This is a genomic window from uncultured Roseobacter sp. (assembly GCF_947501835.1).
Classification (GTDB): Bacteria; Pseudomonadota; Alphaproteobacteria; order Rhodobacterales; family Rhodobacteraceae; genus Roseobacter.
Genome location: NZ_CANMXR010000004.1, coordinates 299,419 through 320,639, shown reverse-complemented (window position 1 = coordinate 320,639; position 21,221 = coordinate 299,419). Strand labels below are relative to the sequence as shown.

The window sequence follows — 21,221 nt, the reverse complement described above, 5'->3', positions numbered from 1 at the left end:
CTCTTGCAAAGGGTGATCTTTGAATACTGATGGCTCCGTATATTGATATGACACTGAGCCCCAATGACGCTTTCACCCCCTTTCGTGATCTGCAGATCAGGGGTCACTTGGACACCTGACCGCGTCAGCAGTCCAATGCGTTTTCCCTCTCCCAATCGGTCAGGTGGTGCGTGAACTGGTTCCATTCCCGCGTGCGCAGTTTCACATAAGCCTTCGAGAAGGCCGGGCCCATCGCCCCTGTCAGTGCTTTGTTCTTTTGGAATTCGCGAAGGGCATCCAGCATGTTCAGCGGCAGCTTCTTCGCGCCGCGCACCTTGTGCCCTTCGGTGTACATATCGATATCCAACCGTTTCCCAGGGTCCAGTTTCCGGTCAATGCCATCCAGCCCCGCCGCCAGCAAAACCGCTTGCAGCAGATAGGGGTTGGCCGCGCCATCCGCGAGGCGGAATTCAAGACGACCGGCATCCGGGATGCGCACCATATGGGTGCGGTTATTGCCGCCATAAGTCACAGATGACGGGGACCATGTCGCGCCGGACAGCGTAGCGGGTGCGTTGATCCGCTTGTAGCTATTGACCGTGGGGTTCGTGATCGCGCACATCGCCGCTCCATGTGCCATCAGCCCGCCAAGAAAATGATAGGCTGTCTCAGACAGGCCCATTTCATCGGTGTCATCAGCAAACACGCATGACTTCGCGTCCGGCGTCCAAAGCGAGTGGTGCACGTGACATCCGTTGCCCGTCAAGTTGCTGAACGGCTTTGGCATGAATGTCGCGCGCAGCCCGTGTTTTTCAGCAATCGCCTTGACCATGAATTTAAAAAACGCGTGCTGATCTGCGGTTTGCAGGCAATCGCCGAAATCCCAGTTGATTTCGAACTGACCGTTCGCGTCTTCATGGTCGTTCTGATAGGGGGCCCAGCCCAGCGTGATCATGGTAGCGCAAATCTCAGAAATCACATCATACCGGCGCATCAGCGCGCTTTGATCATAGCAGGGTTTTTCCTGGGTATCCCGCGCGTCTGAAATCTCCGCCCCGTCTTCTGAAATTAAATGAAACTCCGGCTCCACCCCCGACATCATCTTCAACCCAAGCGCATCCGCACGGGCAATCAGCGCCTTCAGAACGTTGCGCGGGGCTTGTGCCACCGGTTCCCCGTCCATCCACGGATCGCCCGCAACCCAGGCCACTTCGGGTTTCCAGGGCAGTTGAATGACGGAGGCAGCATCCGGCATCACGAACATATCGGGGTGGGCCGGTGTCATGTCCAGCCAACTCGCAAACCCCGCGAAACCCGCGCCGGATTTCTGCATCTCCCCAACGGCCTCGGCGGGCACAAGCTTGGCACGCTGCACCCCGAAAAGATCGGTGAAATTGAACAGAAAGAAACGAACACCCTTGTCCGCCGCGAATTTTGCCAGATCACTTCCCATGCCAGTCTCCGTCTATCTAAGGGGCTTCGCCCACGCCCGGTATCCAATTTGTCCCCGCGAGGGGCACGCCCGCCATGGCAGCCGCTTCGATCGTCAGGGCACAAAGGTCCTCCGGTTCGAGGTTGAGCACATGGCTTTTGCCGCAGGCGCGCGCGATGGTCTGCGCCTCCAACGTCATGACCTTGAGGTAGTTCGCGAGCCGACGCCCCGCGATCACCGGATCGAGACGCGCGGCCAACACCGGATCCTGCGTTGTGATGCCGGCAGGGTCCCGTCCCTCGTGCCAATCATCATAGGCGCCGGCGGTGGTGCCGAGCTTGCGGTACTCTTCTTCAAACGCGGGATCATTGTCCCCCATCGCGATCAACGCCGCGGTGCCTATGGAAACGGCGTCTGCCCCCAGCGCCAGCGCCTTTGCCACATCGGCACCCGTCCTGATCCCACCCGACAGCACAAGCTGCACCTTGCGGTGCATATCCATGTCCTGAAGGGCACGCACCGCAGGCCGGATGCAGGCCAGCGTCGGTTGCCCGACATGTTCGATAAAGACATCCTGCGTTGCCGCCGTTCCGCCCTGCATCCCATCCAGAACGACCACATCCGCACCCGCTTTGACCGCCAGGGTGGTGTCGAAATAAGGTCGCGCGCCGCCGATTTTCACGTAGATCGGCACCTGCCATCCGGTGATTTCGCGCAGCTCCAGTATCTTGATTTCAAGGTCATCCGGCCCCGTCCAATCCGGGTGCCGACAAGCGGAGCGCTGGTCGATCCCCGCGGGCAATGTGCGCATCTGCGCAACCCGGTCCGAAATCTTTTGCCCCAGCAGCATGCCCCCACCGCCCGGTTTCGCGCCCTGCCCGACCACGATCTCGATTGCATCCGCCTGACGCAGATCGTCGGGGTTCATCCCGTAGCGCGATGGCAGATATTGATAGACCAGCGTCTTGGAATGGCCGCGCTCCTCCTTGGTCATACCGCCATCTCCGGTGGTTGTTGAGGTTCCGGCAGCATTCGCGCCACGCCCCAGCGCTTCCTTGGCCTGCCCGGACAGGGATCCGAAGCTCATCCCGGCAATGGTGATGGGAATGTCCAGCTGAATTGGGTTTTTGGCGTAGCGGTCGCCAAGCGTGACGCTGGTGTCGCAACGCTCGCGGTACCCTTCGAGCGGATAGCGCGACATTGAGGCCCCCAGAAACAGCAGGTCATCAAAATGCGGCACCTTGCGTTTTGCCCCCCCGCCGCGAATGTCGTAGATACCCGTCGCTGCCGCCCGGCGAATGTAGGATGTGGTGTAATCGTCAAAAGTCGCGGATTTGACCGGATGCGTCTGCGGGGTCTTGTCCATCAATAGGCTCCTGCATTGTCGACATCGAAATGATATAGCTTGCGCGCGGAACCGTATCGGCGAAATTCGCCTGGGTCGGCATCCGCTTCGGCGTCGCGCAGCAGATGTTTGAGGAGCTCCAGATGCTCCGGCCGCATTTCCTTTTCAATACAATCGGCCCCCAATGATTTCACCGCGCCGCGCACGAATATCCGTGCCTCGTAGAGACTGTCCCCCAGCGCATCACCTGCATCGCCAAGCACGACCAGATTGCCCGCCTGCGCCATGAATGCGCTCATATGGCCAATTTTGCCATGCACGACAATATCCACGCCCTTCATCGAAATGCCGCAACGGCTGGATGCGTCGCCCTTGATCACCAGCAGCCCCCCATGTGCCGTAGCCCCGGCGTATTGGCTGGCGTTGCCTTCCACCACCACCTTGCCCGACATCATGTTTTCCGCCACGCCCGGGCCGACAGAGCCGGTAACCCGCACGGTCGCCTGCTGGTTCATGCCTGCACAATAGTAGCCGGTCGAGCCTTTCACGGTGACCTGGATGGGCGCATCGAGGCCAACGGCAATCGCGTGGCTGCCGCGCGGGTTGGCGATCTCGAACCCGGTGTTGGCGCCCTTGCCCACGGCCTGAAGCGTCGCATTAACCGCGCGCAGATCGAGAGCAGACAGATCGAGTGTTTCCATACATCAATGTTCCCAGAAATAGACGGTCGCGGGCTCAGGCTCCCAAACCTGTGCCGCGTCGATGCCCGGCAGGTTGACCAAGGCCCGGTATTCCGAGCCAAACGCGACATATTGATCCGTTTCGGCGAGCACGGCAGGTTTGCACGCGATGGGGTCACGCAACACGCCAAAGCCGGTCTTTGTACCCACAACGAATGTATAAAACCCATCAAGGTCCTGCAATCCGGCCTCCAGCGCCTCACCGAGGTTGGCGCCCTGCTGCATTTTCCAGGTGAGGTAGGCAGCGGCGACTTCAGTGTCGTTTTCAGTCTCGACGCGCACCCCCTGCCTGCCAAGTTTGCGCCGCAGTGAATTGTGGTTGGATAGCGAGCCATTATGCACCAGGCATTGGTCAAGACCGGTCGAAAACGGATGCGCGCCAAGCGTTGTCACGGCACTTTCCGTCGCCATACGCGTGTGCCCGATGCCATGGCTGCCCTGCAGCTGCGGAATGTCAAATCGGTCGGCGACCGATTGCGGCAAACCGACTTCCTTGTAGATCTCGATGGCCTCGCCCACCGACATAATGCGCAGCCCGTCGATTGCGCGAATTCTGGCGCGCAGGGCCTCCGACTGATCTAGCGCGCAGGAGACAATCGCGTGACTGTCGATCTGGATCACATCTGCGCCCAACACCTCAGACAATGTCGCGAAACACCTGTCCGGATCCGCCGACTGCACGGTGAATTTCAGTTGCGCGTCGTTCTCGCGATACACCGCGATGCCAGCGCTGTCGGGGCCTCTGTCCGTCATGGTGATCAGCATGTCGGTCAGCATGCGACCCAGATCACCTTCCAGCGCTTTATCCTTCAGAAAGAGCCCGACAATGCCGCACATTTCATCACCTCATCCAATCGCAACGAGGCTAAGAGAAAATTGCAATACTGCACATCAAAAGTTTCTCGATAAGAACTTTTTATTCCTCTAGTGAACTTTATTCAGCTCGATTTTCCTTGGGGTAACAAATGATCGAAAGGTAGCGCGCCGGCAGCTTCAGCATGCGTTCCGGCCCGTGGGGCGCATCCGCATCGAACATCAGGCTATCGCCGGGTTCCAACAGATATTTTTCGCGCCCATGGCGATAGGCCAGCTGGCCTTCGAGCATGTAGAGGAATTCGATGCCCTCATGTTGGAAAGTCGGGAACACGTCGGATTCTTCGGTCAGCAAGATCAGATAGGGCTCCACCGTCACGCCCGAGGATCCAGCGATATTGCCCAAAAGGCTGTATTGATGCCCCGCGCGGGTCCCCACGCGCTCCGCTTCGATCCCCGTGCCGGACTTGACGTGTGACGCTTCGCGGGTCTCTTCGAACCCGGCAAACAGGGAGGTCAGCGGGACACTCAAGGCCTGCGACAAGGCCTGAAGGGTGTGTAACGACGCGGCTGTCTGACCGTTTTCGATCTTGGACAGCATGCCATTGGAGACGCCCATTTCTCTGGCCAATTGCGAGATTGTCAGACCTTTCTGACGGCGAAACACCCGCGTTTGTCGGCCAATCGCCACCAGGAGGTCATTCTCGCTGAATTCGGCGGTCTTATGTGGGTTTTGCTGAAGTTCTTCGGGCATCAAAGAAGCGTCGCATATGACATCGCATCACTCAATATGCTGTTCTTGTTCCACCTCTTCCAACGCCGCGCCGACGGCGTCAGGCCACGGGCGGCAGGACGCGCAGGACAAGACGGATCAGTTCCGCGCGGCTGTGCACACCGGTTTTGGACAAGACAGCGGCAATCTGGTTTTTCGTCGTTGTCGGAGAGGTTCCCCTGCGATCCGCTATTTCCGGGATACCAGCCCCTTCTGCCACCCAACGGCACACATCGGTTTCCGCCGCCGTCAGATTGTAGAGCGCCGCAAACCTTTCAAGCTTTAGATAGGGCGCCCGGTTGGGGTCAATCAGGGTTATGAGCGCGCCGCGTAGCCCTGTTTCCAGTTCGCCACCGGCATCCGAGATCGGGGCGGCCTCCAGAAGGATTGGCGTTTCCCCCGACGGCCTCGGGATCGCGAATAGTGCCTCGTGTTGATTCCCTGTGCCATCCGCCGTGCCCGCAGCGGCCTCAATCGCGAGGCGAACGCGTTTTGTCAGATCTGCATCTTGCGTGAATAGATACCCGTCCCGACCTTTTGCCAGCCCGTCCGACAGGTCAAAAATACGTTGCGCTTCGGCATTCTCAACGATCATGGCGCCCCCTGGAAGCGCAATGACAAGACCGGCCTGCACATGGTCAAGCGCGCTCAAAGCGGCCCGGTACCGCGCCTTGAGCAGCGTGAACATCCTCCCCATCTCAATCGCCTTGGAGAAATGGGGGAGCAGCGGTTTGATTTGCTCTGAAAGGCCCGTCGGCGCTTGATTAAGCGAGCGGTCAAATCCAATGCTCATCGCGTCAAACCACACTTCATCCGGATTGAGCCGCACACCGACCCTGCGCGCAACACCGGTGCGCTTTCGCAGAAATCTGTAGTCGGCGCGCACATCAAGCTCATCCGCGCTTAGGCCCGCATCCGTATCCGGAATGGCCTTGTGCACGGGAAAGGACCGGAGCGCATCCCAATCCGTTTCCTGAAGTCGCGCCAGAAAAGCACCGTAATACCACCCTGAAGGTTTTCGAGAGAAATCAAGGTAGACCTGGCTCATCATTGTCAGGTTAGGCGCGCCTGCGTTCCGGCCCCGGATGACCAGCGCGATCCCGCGCGCACCGACGATGGACGTCGTCTGATCAAGCGCGCGGCGCCAACCACCGGGCCGCACAGCCGTGTCATAAATCAGTTCGAGAGCCTTGCTTTGCTGAGCACCAAACATCGGGGTATGCCCCATTCGATCAGATAAATTTTTGAATCTATGCCCCTGATACTTAGCCCATCATCGACCGTCTCTTCAAAAAATATTTTCATGGGCAGGCTGATGTCTGATGCAGTCCGGACAATCGACCAAATCGAATTATCCATGACCTTTGGCCGCCGGTCCGAGACGGATCACCGCGAGAGCTTTGCAGGCAAAGGCCTTTAAGGCTGAGACATCACGGCGTCTCTGGGAGGCCTTCAAACTGTTTCGCGTTGTCGCAAATCTCGTACCAGGACGGCTTTTCACGGACAAATTCATGAAACTGGTTCCGGACTTCAAGCGCGCTGTCGATGGCATTTGCCGCAATTGGAAAGCTGTCGTCTTCAGACAAAATCTCACCCAGAGATGTGCCACAGATTTCGCAAAAGCATCGACCGTAGATATAGGGGGCCACCGGCGCAAAACGTGTTACGCGATCTTTGCCCTGAAGCCATTTCAGATCCGTTCTTTTGACAAAAACGATGGCGCTGGCACCAACCTTGCGGCATCGGGAACAGTGACATGTCCCCATCATCGAAGGTTCCGCCAGCAGCGCAAATTTGACGGCCCCACAGCAACAGCTTCCATTGATCATCTCAATATACCTCCCTTGTGGACATCATCATACGATGGAACATTAAGTGAACATTTGGCGGGAAGCAATGTCATATCCGCGCGTTGGGTCGGGACATGTGGCGGCGATCGAGGGTTGTGGGCTAAGGTGAACGGGTGGTGCGGCACCGGGCAGGAAAAGGCGACGTCCTCGCATCCCTGCAAAGCAATCGCCTTGAATTTGCCCGTCGAGAAAGTCGTTCCTTGCGCGTCGAAGAAACGATGCACCTAAGTGCCATCCCCCGGGCTCAGAACCCCGGGGGACTTTACCTTCACTTCGCTGGAAGCTCTTCTGTCTTGGGCTCCGATACATCTGCCGACAATTCGGCAGCGGGAACAGATGCGTCCTCTTTTTCCAACAGGCTGTCCGCGAGGCCAGCCACGCCGTTTTCCATCGACACACCCAGTTCCTGGCCCAGTTTTTTCAACGCAGGAAGCTGCACCGCCATGCCCATGATGGAATCCAGCGCCTGATTGACCGGAGCCTTGCCGCCATTGGCGGCCCCTTCAGCACCCGGCAGGCCGTTCATACCGCCCACGTGGTGGATCTTAATCGAGTCGATCTTCTCGGCTGGTTTGACCATCTGTGCCACGATTTCGGGCAGTTTCTCCAAGCGTGCGAGCGCAACTTTCATATTCACGATCTCTTCCGCGATGGCATTTTCCGCCTCGACGATGGCGCGGCGACCTTCCGCCTCGGCCAAAAGGTCGGCTTTCTTCGCATCCGCCCGAATTGTCAGTGCATCCGCTTCGGCACGGGCTTCCTCCCGCTTCGCCTCCGCGCGGTCCTGGGCGGCGTCTTTATCGGCCTGAGCGGCCAGACGGATACGCGTTGCCTCTCTCTCGGCTTCACGCTCCGCTTCGATTAGCGCAATCTGTTTCGCCCGTTCAGCTGTGGCAACAGAGCGCACGGTCTCAATGCTTTCGGAGGCTTTTGTGGCCTCGGCACGGGCCTCGTCCGCCGACGCACGCGCGCGGCTTTCCTCTTCCGATTTCACCGCGATGATGATCTGGCGCTCCTGATCGGCCACTTCCAATTCACGGTCCCGAGAAATCTCGGCTTCGCGGATCGCGCGTTCCCGCTCGATATCCGCCGCGCGAATGGCTTCTTCTCGCTTGATCCGCGCCTGTTCCTTCTCCCGCTCAGCGTCTTCCTGACGGCGCGCAATCTCGGCTTCCTGAGCCGCTTCAAGCGTCGCAATTTCCTGACGCTGGGCAATCGCGGCCTGCTGTTCGTCCTGGTTAATCTTCAGCTTCAGACGTTCCGCTTCCATCGCAGCCCGGCGCACCGATACGTCCGCATCCGCGTCAATCTGCGCGCGTTCTTTCTTTGACGTTGCAATGACTTCGGCCAGTTTGCGCATCCCCACCGCGTTAAAGGCGTTGTTCTCGTCCAGCGCTTCAAAGGGGGTCTGATCCAGGGCGGTCAACGAGACGGATTCCAGCTCAAGACCGTTTTTCAGCAGGTCCTCAGACACCGCATTTTGCACCTCTTGCACAAATTCAGCGCGGTTCTCATGCAGCTCGTCCATCGTCATCTGCGCGGCAACAGCGCGCAGACCATCGACGAGTTTACCTTCGATCATCTCCCGCAGCTGATCCACGAAAAAGGTCCGATCCCCAAGCGTTTGCGCCGCGCGGCTGATGCCCTCTTCGGTGGCATTGACCGAGACGTAGAATTCGACGCCCACGTCGACACGCATTCGGTCCTTAGTGATCAAAGCGCCCTCATGGGACCGCTGAACTTCAAGGCGCAGCGTCTTCATATTCACGGGGCTGATTTCGTGCAGCAGAGGCACCACAATCGTACCGCCATCCATGATGACCTTCTTGCCGCCCGCCCCGGTTTTCACCAGGCTCACCTCGCGTGTCGCGCGCCGATAGAGACGCCCCAGGACCAGCCCCACGAAAATCAAAAAGCCGATGATGCTGGCAACAGTTATACCGAGTGTGACGAGGTCCATAAGTATCTCCTTGTTAAATGACAGGTTGTTTTGGGTCTTAGGTTTCAGGTTCCAGCGGCACCAGACGGTAGCCGTGATCATGTCTGTGACGCAGCACCAGAACGCGTGTACCGGTTGCGATATCTTCATCGTCTTTTAGCGGCTCGCCGCGCAGGTAGTGCATGTTGCCGTAGCGGTCGATGATGCGCACTTCCGCGGGGTTGCCGCGTTTTGCGACGCCTTGAGTGACCGTGCCAGTACGGCGCCCCAGGTGACGATTGGACAGCGCGGTGCTCTCGGTTTTGGGCAGAACACGCGCGAAGAATGCGCCGAATTGGCGAGCAAACCACATGCCAAAGACACCAGCGGGCAAGGCGATCACGAGCGCGGGGAGTGCTGCGCCAGTTACCGAAATGGTGATGTTTTGCAGGAATAGCCCTGCAAGGCCAAAGGCAAGCAGGACGGCAGCAACCCAGATGAGAACGGGCATCTTGCCGATCCCGAGCCAAGCCGCAGGCCCAGCCGCCGCCGCACCGCCCGCATCGCTGCTGGGCCCTGCATCAAGATCAGGATCCGCAAAGTCAAAATCGCCCGCGTCGAAACCGTCGATGTCAATATCCAGATCGCCAACATCGGGCGCGTCCAAATCAAGATCGATGTCAGCATCCGCCCCCAGCCCCAAAAGCGTCGCACCGAGGAAAGATAAGATAACTTCAAGCGCAAGCAAACCAAACAGCAGGGACAGCGCGATTGCGAACGGAACAAAGGGTTCCGTCAGATAGAGGTCGAACATGGTCCGGCCTTTCGATTGTATTCAATGGTATACATTAGATATGGTGAGCTCACGGCAATGTTACAAGGGGGGATTGGCCAAAACCCGGCGCGACCTCTCGTGTATCAATCATCCGATTGAGACGGTATTGTGTCACAGGATTGCGGATTTTGGGAAATGCATCTCGCCCGACAGGCGCCGATTTGCCAGCCACGCGCCATATTCGAGCGACTGTCATACGCAAGTCATCGAAACTTCGGCAAAATTTCATAGCTGAACCAGCCTGCTGTCACGGAATCGCGTGATGCTGGCCTTCTGACACCCAATGGAGAATTTGATGCTGCGTCTTCTTGCAACGACCACTGCCATCGTCCTCGCCAGTGCGGCGGGGGCCAAAGATGTCTCGTACATCGGGGCCGTTGAAACCGTCGCCGGGGAGGCCACAGATGTGGCGCGGGGCACCGTCTTTCTCGACAGCAACCGCAACGCCGCGCTGGACGATGGCGAACCCGGTGTGCCCGGCGTGATCGTCTCCAACGGCCGCAAGGTCGTGATCTCCGGCGAGGATGGCAGCTATGAGTTGCCAGCCTATGGCGACATGAACCTCTTCATAACGAAACCTGCTGGCTACGTGACCCCAGTCAACGCTCAGATGGTCCCGCAATTCGCCTATGTGCACAAAGAAGCCGGATCACCTGATTTGCGTTTTGGGGGGCTTGATCCGACAGGCCCCCTGCCTGCGGCGATCAATTTCCCGCTGATCGAAGATGCACAGGACACCACCTTCGACTGTCTCGTCTTTGGGGACCCGCAACCCTACAGCAATCGCGAAATCGGCTATGTGCGCGACACCGCTGGCAAGATGCTGGCTGAGCGCGACATGAGTGATACCGAATGCCTGATCTTTGCCGGTGACATCATGGGCGATGATCTGTCGCTCTATGACCGGTTCAAGGACATCATCGCCGTCGGGCGGACACCGCAATACTTCGTCGGCGGCAATCACGATGTGGATTTTGATGCCGCCTCGGATGCCGACAGTTTCGATACGTTTCGCCGGGAATGGGGGCCGGAGTATTGGGCGGCTGAGATCGGCGATGTGATGTTCATCGGTCTCGACAATGTCCGCTACCCCTGCAACGGCGTCGATCCGCATCCCTTTTGCTCCACCGACAAGACCCACACCTACAATGGGGTGATCAGCGAACGTCAGCTGGAATGGCTGGGGAATTTCCTGCCCAACGTGCCACAGGACAAGCTGATCGTGATGACGGCACATATTCCGTTCCAGACGTTCACCGACAATACAGCTGCCAAGCATCAGACCGACAATCTCGATGAGCTTGCCGCCCTGCTGGACGGTCGTAAGGTTCTGGCGCTGGCGGGCCACACTCACACCACCGAGAACATCGAAGAGGGGGAACATTTCCACGGCTGGGAAGAGAATACCAATGTCGCAGGCGCGCCCTTTCACCAGATCATCATCGGGGCTGTGTCCGGCTCCTGGTGGGCAGGGGATCTGAATGATGCGGGCGTACCCCGTGGGACACAGCGCCTTGGCAGCCCGCGGGGATATTACCAGCTGTCCTTTGACGGCAGCAGCTATATCGACACCTACCACGTCTTTGGTCAGGACGGCGCACAACTGCACGCCAGTTTCAATACCCCAAGGTTTCGTGAGTGGGCGGCTCGTTTGATCGCGTATCGCGATCTTTATGAGCGCTCCTTTGATCAGGAACCGCCTGTGATCAACCGTGACCTCGGTGATCTCTATATGGTGACGCTCGACGATCTCGCAAATGGCACCTGGGTGGCTGTGAACGTCTGGAATGGGTCAAAAAGCTCGCAGGTGTCGGTTGCCATCAACGACGGCGAAGAGATGATGGGCACGCGGACCCAGGCGGGCGCGGGAGAAGAGAAGCTGGAGGGTGTGAACTATGCGGATCCGCTGGCGATCTGGCAGCAGTCGACCATCAGTTCCGTCTCGGCGCGATCCGTTGACGGCGGCTCCGACACACAAGGCTATACGACCTGGCAAGGAACGGAGTGGTTCGGCAAGGCGGGGCCTTTCCAGCGCTGGATGCTGACGGATAGCAGCCAGCATCTGTGGCGCGTGGATCTGCCCTCCGAGCTACCCATTGGCACTCACACTTTAACGGTTTCCACAACTGACCGGCATGGGCGCTTTTTCACCCAGAAGTACGCTTTCGAAGTGGTCGAGGAACTGCCGAACCCGAACTGGCAGGCGGAATTCTGGGAATGATGGTACCCGTTTCCTCCAAGGAGTTTTCTGTGTCGCAGAACTATTTGGCCGCCCTCTTGCGCTGGCGCGCAACAGTTTGAGCCGGCGACGGGCGTTTGCGCATTGCGATACGACATTCCGAAATCGCGGGCAGGCTTCAGATGAAGCGGTGCGGAGGCGGTGATCAGGTCCTATGATGAAGGCCGCAAGGAGCGCCCGTTGATCCCCAGCGCATGACCGACCCGCCAATCATGGACGCGCCAACGACAGCTCAGTGCGTCAGAACCTGATCCAGAAAATTCCGCGTCCGATCATTTTGCGGCGCTGTAAAGAAGCTTTCCGGGTCGTTCTCCTCGATGATCTCGCCTGCGTCCATGAAGATCACCCTATCCGCCACCTTCCGCGCAAAACCCATCTCATGGGTCACACAAACCATGGTCATGCCTTCCTGCGCCAACGTCACCATCACATCGAGCACTTCGCCGATCATCTCCGGATCAAGGGCCGAGGTTGGCTCGTCAAAGAGCAGGATTTCCGGTTTCATGCACAGCGCCCGCGCGATCGCGACCCGCTGTTGCTGGCCACCGGACAACTGCCCCGGATACTTGTCGGCCTGATTGCCGATCTGCACCTTGTTGAGATATCCCATCGCGGTTTTCTCCGCCTCGGATTGGGAAATCTTGCGCGCCAGAAGCGGGGCCAAAGTACAGTTCTCAAGGATCGTGAGATGCGGGAACAGGTTGAAATGCTGGAAACACATACCCACTTCGCGACGCATTTCCTCGATATTGGGAGCATCCGCGCTGATCATATCACCGTTGATCTTGATCTCGCCCGACTGGTGTTCTTCCAACTGGTTGATCGTCCGGATCATCGTTGATTTGCCTGACCCGGAAGGTCCGCACACAACGATTTTCTCGCCCTTTGATACGGTCAGGTTGATGTCCTTGAGGGCGTGAAAAGTGCCGTAGTATTTGTTCACGTTGATCATTTCGACGGCAGGGGTCATGGATCAGTCCTTCTCAGAAAGTTGCGGGTTGGTGGCTGCGGGTGCGGGATCTTCGAGATGCCGCGGGTCGATCACCATAAGATCCACGGCACGGGAGGGGTGCTGCGGGATCATGCCTTCCGTCCGATCAGATTGCGCGCGTTCAGCGCGGCTTCGATTTCCGTCAGGATTGCCGGGTCATCAATGGCGGCGGGCATCTTGAACGCGGCCCCGTCTGCGATCTTTTGCATGGTGCCGCGCAGCACTTTTCCAGATCTGGTTTTGGGCAACCGCGCGACTTCCACCGCGGTTTTGAAGGCTGCAACCGCGCCGTTTTTAGAACGCACGAGCTGCACCAGTTCTCGCTCAAGGTCTGCCGCACGTCGGCCTGCCCCATCGTTGGGCACAAAGAATCCAAGCGGCATCTGCCCCTTCATCGCATCCGCCGCGCCGACCACGGCGCATTCGGCAATATCGGGGTGGCTGGCGATCACTTCTTCCATCGCACCGGTGGACAGGCGGTGGCCCGCGACATTGATGATGTCATCCGTGCGCGCCATGATGAAAACATAGCCGTCCTCATCAATGATCCCGGCGTCCGAGGTCGCGTAGAACCCGGGGAATTCGTCTAAATAGGCGCTGCGAAACCGCGCCTCGGCATTCCACAGCGTCGGGAAACCGGAGGGCGGTAGCGGTAGTTTGCATACGATATTGCCCAAAACGCCCGGTGCGACCTCGCGGCCATCGTCGTCCAGCACCCGGATGTCGTAGCCGGGCATCGGTTTGCCCGGGGAGCCCAGTTTCACCGGAAAGGCCCCGAGGCCCACCGGGTTGCCGGACATTGCCCAGCCTGTTTCGGTCTGCCACCAGTGGTCGATCACCGGGCGTTGCAACTTCTCTTGCGCCCATTCGATTGTGGCCGGGTCAGAGCGCTCGCCCGCGAGGAACAACGTGCGGAAATGGCTCAGGTCATACGCGGCGATCCGCGCACCTTTGGGGTCTTCCTTCTTGATCGCACGAAAAGCCGTCGGGGCCGTGAAGAGCGCGGCCACCTTGTGGTCCTGGATCACCCGCCAGAACGCGCCAGCATCCGGCGTCCCAACCGGTTTGCCCTCGTAGACAACCGTTCCGCACCCGTGCAACAGCGGCCCATAGCAAATGTACGAGTGTCCGACGACCCACCCCACATCGGAGGCCGCCCAGAAAACCTCCCCCGGTGCGAGACCGTAGTGATGCGCCATCGTCCACTTCAGCGCGACCATATGACCGCCATTGTCCCGCACCACGCCTTTTGGCTGGCCGGTCGTCCCCGAGGTATAGAGGATATAGAGCGGGTCCGTTGCCGCGACGGGCACGCATTCTGTGCCCTGCCCCGCCTTTTTCGCGGCCTGAACGGCATCCGCGTAGTCGACATCGCGCCCGGCAACCAGATCACAGGGCAACGTGTCGCGCTGCAGGATCAGGCAGTGATCGGGCTTGACGCCAGACATTTCAATGGCTGCATCCAGAAGCGGTTTATAGGCGATGACCCGGCCCGGCTCGATGCCGCAGGACGCGGAAATGATCGCCTTCGGTGCGGCATCGTCGATCCGCGTTGCCAGCTCATGCGCGGCAAATCCACCAAACACAACGGAATGAATGGCGCCCAGCCGCGCGCAGGCCAGCATGGCGAAAACCGCCTGCGGCACCATCGGCATATAGATGACAACCCGGTCGCCTTTTTCGACGCCAAGCCCGCGCAACACATGGGCCAAGGCGCTGACTTCGACCTGCAGCTCGGCAAAACTGTAGCTGGCAGCTTGCCCCGTTACGGGGCTGTCATAGATCAGGGCGGTGCTGGCCCCCTTCCCGGCCTCGACATGACGGTCCACGCAATTGTAGCAGGTGTTGCATGTGGCCCCGGCGAACCACCGGCCATAGGCGCCACTGTCCTTGTCGAACACCTGATCAGCCGGGCGGAACCAGTCGATGGCCTTACCAGCTTCCCCCCAGAACCCTGCGGGGTCACTGGCCCAGGCGGCATATGTTTCGGCGTATTTCGAGCTCATCAAAACCTCAGCAGGTGTAGTTCATGCCAATGCGACCGCCGTCCACGTAGATGGTCTCGCCGGTGATGTATTTTGCGCGTTTGCTGGCCAGGAAGGCCACGGCATCGCCAATATCGCGGGCTTCGCCCATGCGTTTCAGCGGCGTGCGCGACATGACCATTTTCATGGCGTCGGGGTTGGCGTTCACACCCGCCATCATCTCGGTATTGATGGAGCCGGGGCCGACCGCGTTCACGCGAATGTTGTGGGGGGCCAATGCCAGGGAGGTTGCCTTGGTCAGTTGCATAACACCCCCCTTGGAGGCGCAATATGCGGCAATCGAGGGAATTGCGACGACCGCATTGATCGATGACATATTGATGATCGCGCCTTCAATTTTATGAGCCACCATGGATTTGGCCGCGCGTTGCATGGCCAGAAAGGTTCCTGTCAGATTGACGTCGATGACTTTCTGGAAATTCTCCAGCGGTGTCTCAAGGAAATCACCAGGCATGGCGATGCCCGCATTGTTCACCAGAATTTCGACTGGGCCATGCGCCGCCTCGATCTGATCGAACAGCGTTGCAATCTGCGCAGGATCGCCCATGTCGCAGGCCAGCCCAACAGTCCCGTTGCCCAGCTTTTCAGCCGCCTTCTTTACGCCATCCGCGTTGATATCGGCCAGCACAAGCCTTGCACCGTCTTCGGCCAAAGCCTCCGCGCAGGCATAGCCGATCCCCTGAGCGGCCCCGGTCACAAGAGCAAGTGGTGTCTCGGTCATCGTCGTTTACCCTTCATATCCATAGTCTTTTTTGGCTTGCGCCCGGGTGATGAAACCATCCGCCAAGTCCGCAGATACCTGTGCACGGTCGCGCGCCCCAGGTGCGCCATATCCACCGCCGCCGGGCAGGCTCAGTTTCAACCGCTGCCCGTTTTTGACCAGTTGGCGGCCTTTGCTGCGCAGCTTCGTGCCATCTGCCAGCTCAACCCGACCAGCCGCCCCATCAGCGCCGCCGTCGCGCCCGCGGGCCGGGTTTTCCACCCGATCAAACATCGCGTTGAAGTAAATGTCATAACCTGCGCGTGGCTCGATTTCGATGGTTTGGCCCAGCCCGCCGCGCATCGCCCCGGCCCCGCCCGAGCCTTCGCGCAAGTCTTTCCGCCACACGGTGATCGGACCCACATGTTCCGTGGCCTCAACGCTCATGGTCGAGACACCAGACGGAAAGGCGGTGGCTGACAACCCGTCGAACCCAGGCCGCGCACCGGTGCCCCCCGAATTGAACATCAACACCTCGGCATTGGGCAGATCGCTCTGCGCGTCGCTTGGCCGTGCAGAAATCTGAATGTTCCAAAGCGCGCTCGCGCCCTCGGCGGGCACCGTGTCCGGCATCGCCTTGTGCAAGGCACCCAGCACGACATCCGGCACCAGATGTCCCAAAACATGGCGCACCGACACGGGCGCTGGCCGTTTGGCTGCGAGGATGCAGCCCTCGGGGGCCGTGATCTCGAAGGGGTCCAGCGAACCGGTATTGTTCGGCACATCCGGCGCAATGGCGCATTTCAACCCATAGCAGGCGTAGGCGCGCGTATAGACTTCCGGCACGTTGACGCCAAACCGGCTCATTCCCGAGGTGCCGTCGAAATCCGCCCTCAGCCTGTCGCCTGCCACATCGAGGCGCACAACCATCTGCACAGGCGCGTCATAGCCATCGACCTGCATGGTGTTGGCGAATGACCCATCCGGCACCTTCGCAATGGCCTCGTGTGTGGCTTTGCGGCTGGTTTCGATCACGAAATCCGACAACCCGTCCAGATCATCGATCCCAAATTCGCCCATCATGGTCTGCAACCGCCGGTCCCCGGCTTCATTGCAAGCGGCCAGCGAATACATATCGCCGACAACCATATCAGGCGCCCGCACGTTGGCGCGGACCATGCGGATCAGGTCATCCGACACGCGGCCACGTTCTGCGAATTTCATGATCGGGATCAGCAGGCCTTCTTCATAGACCTCGTTCCCGTCCGGTCCAAACCCGCGCCCCCCGATATCGACGACATGCGCAGTGCAGGCGAAGAAACCAATATGATGACCGTTGCGGAAGGTCGGGGACACAACGGTGATGTCGTGCAGGTGCCCGGTGCCAAGCCAGGGATCATTGGTGATGAAGACATCGCCTTCAAAGATGTTCTGCGCGCCGACCTCGCGCAGGAAATGCGTGACACTCTCTGCCATGGCATTCACATGCCCCGGTGTGCCAGTCACGGCCTGCGCCATCATCCGACCTTGCCGGTCAAACAAACCTGCCGACAGATCCCGGCCTCGCGCACGGAGGTCGAGAACGCGGTGCGGATCAGGGTTTTGGCCTGCTCCTCGACCACCGCGATCAGCCGGTGCCACATGATCTGATAGTCAATGGCGGTGGGTGTCATGCGGCCTCTCCCTTGCGGCGCAAAAGCAGGCTGCCGTCACCCTGCCCGATTGCGCGATAGGCGGATGTCACGATGGTGGTGGTTTCGTTTTCAACGATCACGGCAGGCCCATCGACGATCTTTCCCGGTGTCATGGCCACGCGCTCGACCTCGCGCGCGGCATCAAAAAAGCTGACCTCCCGAGGTGCGTCTGCCGGCGTGCCGCTGTCATGTCGTGCGATCTTGACCACATCAGGCAGCACCGTTGCCACCACCAGAGACCAATTGGTGATCTCGGCCTTCAACCCGTCGATGATGCGGCCAAATAACGTGCGGTAGGCATCTTCAAACGCTGCGAGGATCAGTTTTTGATCGCTGTTTTCGAACACCTTATGCGGCAGCGATACGGGGATTTCCCAGCCCTGCCCGGAATAGCGCATGAATGCGGTCAGCCGTGTTGTCGTTGCCGCTCCCCTTGCCCCATCGTCGACAAAAGCGCGCGCTTCCCGCTCCATCTCGTTCAATGCGGCGTTCACGGCTGTTGCGTCGAACTGATCAAGCTTTTGAAACAGCCCGCGCGTCGCCTCGTAGCTGAAGGGCGCCTTGAGAAAACCAATGGCCGAGCCGACACCCGCGCCGGGCGGGATGATCAGTTCTTCAATGCCCAGCTTCTCGCACAAGCGGCAGGCGTGCAATGGCGCGCCACCGCCAAATCCGATCATCGTGAAATGCTCGATGTCACGCCCATTCTCGACCGTATGAACGCGCGCGGCATTTGCCATGTTCTCATCAACCATCTCGGTCACGCCAAAGGCGGCATCCGGCGCTTCGAGCCCAGTCGAAACCGTCAACTCTGTCGCGACCGCACGGCGCGCGGCCTCTGTGGACAAGGGGATCGCACCGCCCGCGAAATTCTCTGGATCCAGACGGCCCAGCAACAGGTTCGCATCCGTCACTGTCGGCGCCTGGCCCCCGCGCTGATAGCAGGCCGGTCCGGGTTCGGAGGCCGCTGACCGCGGCCCGACCTGAATGCGCCCCATGCTGTCAATCGAGGCGATCGAGCCCCCACCGGCGCCAATCTCGACCATCTCGACCACCGGGGTCGAAATGACCATGCCGGAACCCTTTTTGAAGCGATAGGTTCGCGCCACCTCAAAGGTGTTTGCCGTCTTGGGCGCGCCGTCTTCAATCAGACAAATCTTGGCTGTGGTGCCCCCCATATCGAAGGAGAGCACCTTATCAAGCCCATAGCCCCGCGCCAGATGTGCCGCGAAAATCGCGCCGCCTGCAGGACCGGATTCCAGCAAGCGCACCGGTTGCTCGGCCGCCGTTTCCACCGAGATCAGCCCGCCACCCGAATGCAGCATGAAAACCGGTGCCTCAACGCCTGCCTCCCGCAGGCGCTCCACAAGCCGTCCCAGATAATCGGCCACCTGCGGCTGCACATAGGCATTCGCGATCACCGTGTTAAACCGCGGCAATTCCCGCATTTGTGGTGAGATGACGGAGGAGATTGAAATCGACAGCTGCGGCGCTGCCGCCCGCAACGCCTGCGCCATCTGACGTTCGTGGGCGTCATTTGCATAGCTGTGCATCAGGCCAATGGCGACCGCTTCGTAGCCACCTGCGAGGATGCGTTCGACCATCGCCGCCACGTCGTCTTCGGCCAGAGGCAGCAATACCTCGCCAGCCGGGCCCATGCGCTCGTTCAGCGTGAAACGATCCCGGCGTGCGACCAAAGGTTTAGGCAGTGTCAGGTTCAGGTCATATTGCTCAAACCGGTTCTCGGAGCGCATTTCGATAACGTCCCGGAACCCTTCTGTGGTGATAAACGCGAGCTTGGCGCCGCGCCGTTCGATCAGCGCATTGGTCACTAAAGTTGTGCCGTGAATGACCTGATCAATCGCTGAAAGGTCGCACCCCGCCTGTGCCGCCGCCTGCGCAATCCCGTCCAGAATGGCCTGCTCGGGCTGGCTGTAGTTCGTCAATACCTTGCATGTCGCCAGACCGCCAGGATGTTCGAGCGCGACATCCGTAAATGTGCCGCCAATATCAACGCCGACGCGGATCGAGGAAGAGGTCATAGGGTCAGATGCTCTTGAGAATTTGGTTGGCGGTGAACGCCGTCTGATAAAGACGGGACATGATCGGGGCCGACGGTACGGTCTTAAGCTCGGTCATGGGCAAGGGCAGATCCGCGCGGTCCATTCCGGTCAGAAGATCGGCGATGGTTTGACCGAACATGGTGCCGGTCGTGATGCCCCGCCCATTGTACCCGATGGGTGTGAAAAGGTTCTTGTCCAATTCGTAGATGCGCGGCAGGTGATCGGGCGTCATCGCGATCTGGCCGTGCCATGCCTCTTCGAATTCCATCGGCCCCAGCGACGGGAAAATTCGCGCGATCTGCTTTCTGGCCCAGCGATGGGACAGACCGCCATTCACGCCGCCCACAACCTTGCCCATGCTGCCAACCAGCAGCCTGTTGAACGCGTCGCGGCGGATGTTGAACATGATCTGGCCGGTGTCCCACAGCCCCTGTTTACCGGGCAGGATATGATCGGCCTCCGACCCCAAAGGTTTGGTCGCCAGCTGAAAGTAGTGGATCGTGGTGAAGACGCGTTTCAGGTCGGGCCACAGATCATCCGTATAGGCATTGGTCCCCAGCACCACAGCTTTGGCGCTCAACGTGCCCTTGCTGGTCTCCAGCTTCCAAAGCTTACCGTCCTTGCGCAATTTCGTCGCCCGGACGCCGGTGCTGATCTTTGCACCCGCCGCGAGGGCCGCGCGCGCCAGCCCGCGACAATACCCCATCGGGTTAATCGTCCCCGCGCGGTGATCCAGAAGACCACCGTGGAATGCATCGGTTCCGATCATGTCGGAGACTTCCTGGCGGTTCAGAAGATCCACAGGTTCGCCCAGACGCACCCATTCCTCATGCCGGCCTTTCAGGTCGCGAAAACCGCTGGCAGCGTGGGCGGCGTGAATGGTGCCGGTTCTCGTCACCTCGCATTGGATCTGGTGTTTCTCGATCAGCGAGAACACATATTCCGGCCCGCTGCCGAATTTCTTGATGAAGCGCGGCCCGTAGACCCGGCCCAATTCTTCACGCACTTCCTGAGGCGGCAGCCAGAGCGCGGCGTTCACCAAACCACAGTTGCGCCCCGACCCGCCAAACCCGATTTGGGCGGCCTCGACCACATGTGCCGACATCCCCTTTTCGGCGCAATGCAGGGCACTGGACAATCCGGTGAACCCGCCCCCGACAATCGCCACATCAACGGTTGCGTCACCATCAAGCGGGCTGTGATAGTCCTGTTCTTTCGCCGAAGCGTCCCAAAGCGAAATTGGGCGTCGTACCGTCATTTCGAAACTCCTCCAAGACAGCACCGGTTCGGGGTGCCGTATTGACGTGGGCAAGGTTGCAGCATCCATTTCATTGTGTCAATATATGAAATATATGTTCTATATAACAGCACAGATCTAGGAATGAAAAATCTCAAGACCACGGCCGCTGACATGGTCAAAACCGCGCGCGCGCAGATTGAAGAAATCGAAACAAAGGATCTGATCGGGATGATAGACAACCCCGATGTGGTGATCGTCGACATCCGCGATATCCGGGAAAGACAGCGTAGCGGTTTCATCCCCGGAAGCGTGCACGCCCCGCGCGGCATGATCGAATTCTGGATCGACCCCGACAGCCCGTATTACAAGGAGGTGTTCGGCCAGGACAAGAAATACGTCTTCCATTGCGCGTCAGGATGGCGCTCCGCCCTCACCGTTGCGGGCCTGAAGGAAATGGGGTTTGACGCTGCCCACCTCAAGGAAGGATTCTCAACCTGGGCCGATCAGGGCGGGCCCGTGGAAATGCCGGAATCGAAAGAAAAGGACTGATCCGCGCTCGCGGGCC

16 protein-coding genes and 1 pseudogene are annotated in these 21,221 nt (G+C 59.4%); 2 read left to right on the top strand and 15 right to left on the bottom strand.

What is annotated here, in order from left to right; all coding sequences use genetic code 11:
• Positions 1-124: 124 nt before the first annotated feature.
• From glnT to Q1A20_RS10515, 9 genes are all read right to left on the bottom strand, one after another.
• A complete protein-coding gene (gene glnT, locus Q1A20_RS10555) occupies positions 125-1,432 on the bottom strand; it encodes a type III glutamate--ammonia ligase (RefSeq protein WP_299407364.1) in 1,308 nt (435 codons plus the stop codon).
• Positions 1,433-1,448: 16 nt separating this feature from the next.
• The gene (locus Q1A20_RS10550; protein ID WP_299407361.1) at positions 1,449-2,777 is read right to left on the bottom strand and encodes an FMN-binding glutamate synthase family protein; all 1,329 of its coding nucleotides are present in this window, start codon (positions 2,775-2,777) and stop codon (positions 1,449-1,451) included.
• Positions 2,777-3,457 (bottom strand): protein GlxC, encoded by a 681-nt coding sequence (locus Q1A20_RS10545; RefSeq protein ID WP_299407358.1) that lies wholly within the window; start codon positions 3,455-3,457, stop codon positions 2,777-2,779. Before Q1A20_RS10545 ends, Q1A20_RS10550 begins: the two co-directional genes overlap by 1 nt.
• Positions 3,458-3,460: 3 nt before the next feature.
• Positions 3,461-4,333, bottom strand: a complete 873-nt coding sequence (locus tag Q1A20_RS10540) for a glutamine amidotransferase family protein (RefSeq protein WP_299916914.1) — start codon at positions 4,331-4,333, stop codon at positions 3,461-3,463.
• A 97-nt stretch (positions 4,334-4,430) separates the two neighbouring features.
• Positions 4,431-5,063, bottom strand: coding sequence for an XRE family transcriptional regulator (locus tag Q1A20_RS10535; RefSeq protein ID WP_299916913.1), 633 nt, complete (start codon positions 5,061-5,063; stop codon positions 4,431-4,433).
• Between the two features lie 79 nt (positions 5,064-5,142).
• Positions 5,143-6,294 carry a helix-turn-helix transcriptional regulator gene (locus Q1A20_RS10530; protein ID WP_299407351.1) on the bottom strand — a complete coding sequence of 384 codons (1,152 nt, stop codon included), beginning with the start codon at positions 6,292-6,294 and terminating at the stop codon, positions 5,143-5,145.
• Positions 6,295-6,511: 217 nt separating this feature from the next.
• Positions 6,512-6,910, bottom strand: a complete 399-nt coding sequence (locus tag Q1A20_RS10525) for a GFA family protein (protein ID WP_299916912.1) — start codon at positions 6,908-6,910, stop codon at positions 6,512-6,514.
• A 289-nt stretch (positions 6,911-7,199) separates the two neighbouring features.
• Complete coding sequence (locus Q1A20_RS10520; RefSeq protein WP_299407346.1) at positions 7,200-8,891, bottom strand: flotillin domain-containing protein; 1,692 nt, start codon at positions 8,889-8,891, stop codon at positions 7,200-7,202.
• Positions 8,892-8,928: 37 nt separating this feature from the next.
• Positions 8,929-9,663 (bottom strand): OB-fold-containig protein, encoded by a 735-nt coding sequence (locus tag Q1A20_RS10515; protein ID WP_299407343.1) that lies wholly within the window; start codon positions 9,661-9,663, stop codon positions 8,929-8,931.
• Positions 9,664-9,979: 316 nt separating this feature from the next.
• On the opposite strand from Q1A20_RS10515, the gene Q1A20_RS10510 reads away from it, so the two are divergent.
• Entirely contained in the window at positions 9,980-11,905 is a 1,926-nt protein-coding gene (locus Q1A20_RS10510; RefSeq protein WP_299916911.1) for a calcineurin-like phosphoesterase family protein, read from the top strand.
• 250 nt (positions 11,906-12,155) lie between these two features.
• On the opposite strand, the gene Q1A20_RS10505 is transcribed toward Q1A20_RS10510, so the two are convergent.
• The 6 genes and pseudogenes from Q1A20_RS10505 to Q1A20_RS10480 form a co-directional block, all read right to left on the bottom strand.
• On the bottom strand, positions 12,156-12,893 hold the full coding sequence (locus tag Q1A20_RS10505; protein ID WP_298973167.1) for an amino acid ABC transporter ATP-binding protein: 738 nt from the start codon (positions 12,891-12,893) through the stop codon (positions 12,156-12,158).
• A 110-nt stretch (positions 12,894-13,003) separates the two neighbouring features.
• Positions 13,004-14,920 carry a propionyl-CoA synthetase gene (locus Q1A20_RS10500; protein ID WP_299407338.1) on the bottom strand — a complete coding sequence of 639 codons (1,917 nt, stop codon included), beginning with the start codon at positions 14,918-14,920 and terminating at the stop codon, positions 13,004-13,006.
• A gap of 7 nt (positions 14,921-14,927) precedes the next feature.
• Entirely contained in the window at positions 14,928-15,680 is a 753-nt protein-coding gene (locus Q1A20_RS10495; protein ID WP_299407335.1) for an SDR family NAD(P)-dependent oxidoreductase, read from the bottom strand.
• 6 nt (positions 15,681-15,686) lie between these two features.
• Positions 15,687-17,302: pseudogene (locus Q1A20_RS10490) on the bottom strand (hydantoinase B/oxoprolinase family protein).
• Positions 17,303-17,328: 26 nt separating this feature from the next.
• Entirely contained in the window at positions 17,329-19,395 is a 2,067-nt protein-coding gene (locus tag Q1A20_RS10485) for a hydantoinase/oxoprolinase family protein (protein WP_299916910.1), read from the bottom strand.
• A gap of 4 nt (positions 19,396-19,399) precedes the next feature.
• The gene (locus Q1A20_RS10480; protein ID WP_299916909.1) at positions 19,400-20,674 is read right to left on the bottom strand and encodes an FAD-binding oxidoreductase; all 1,275 of its coding nucleotides are present in this window, start codon (positions 20,672-20,674) and stop codon (positions 19,400-19,402) included.
• 123 nt (positions 20,675-20,797) lie between these two features.
• Here Q1A20_RS10480 and Q1A20_RS10475 point away from each other — a divergent pair, with 123 nt between their 5' ends.
• Complete coding sequence (locus Q1A20_RS10475; protein ID WP_299916908.1) at positions 20,798-21,205, top strand: rhodanese-like domain-containing protein; 408 nt, start codon at positions 20,798-20,800, stop codon at positions 21,203-21,205.
• The last annotated feature ends 16 nt before the right edge of the window (positions 21,206-21,221 follow it).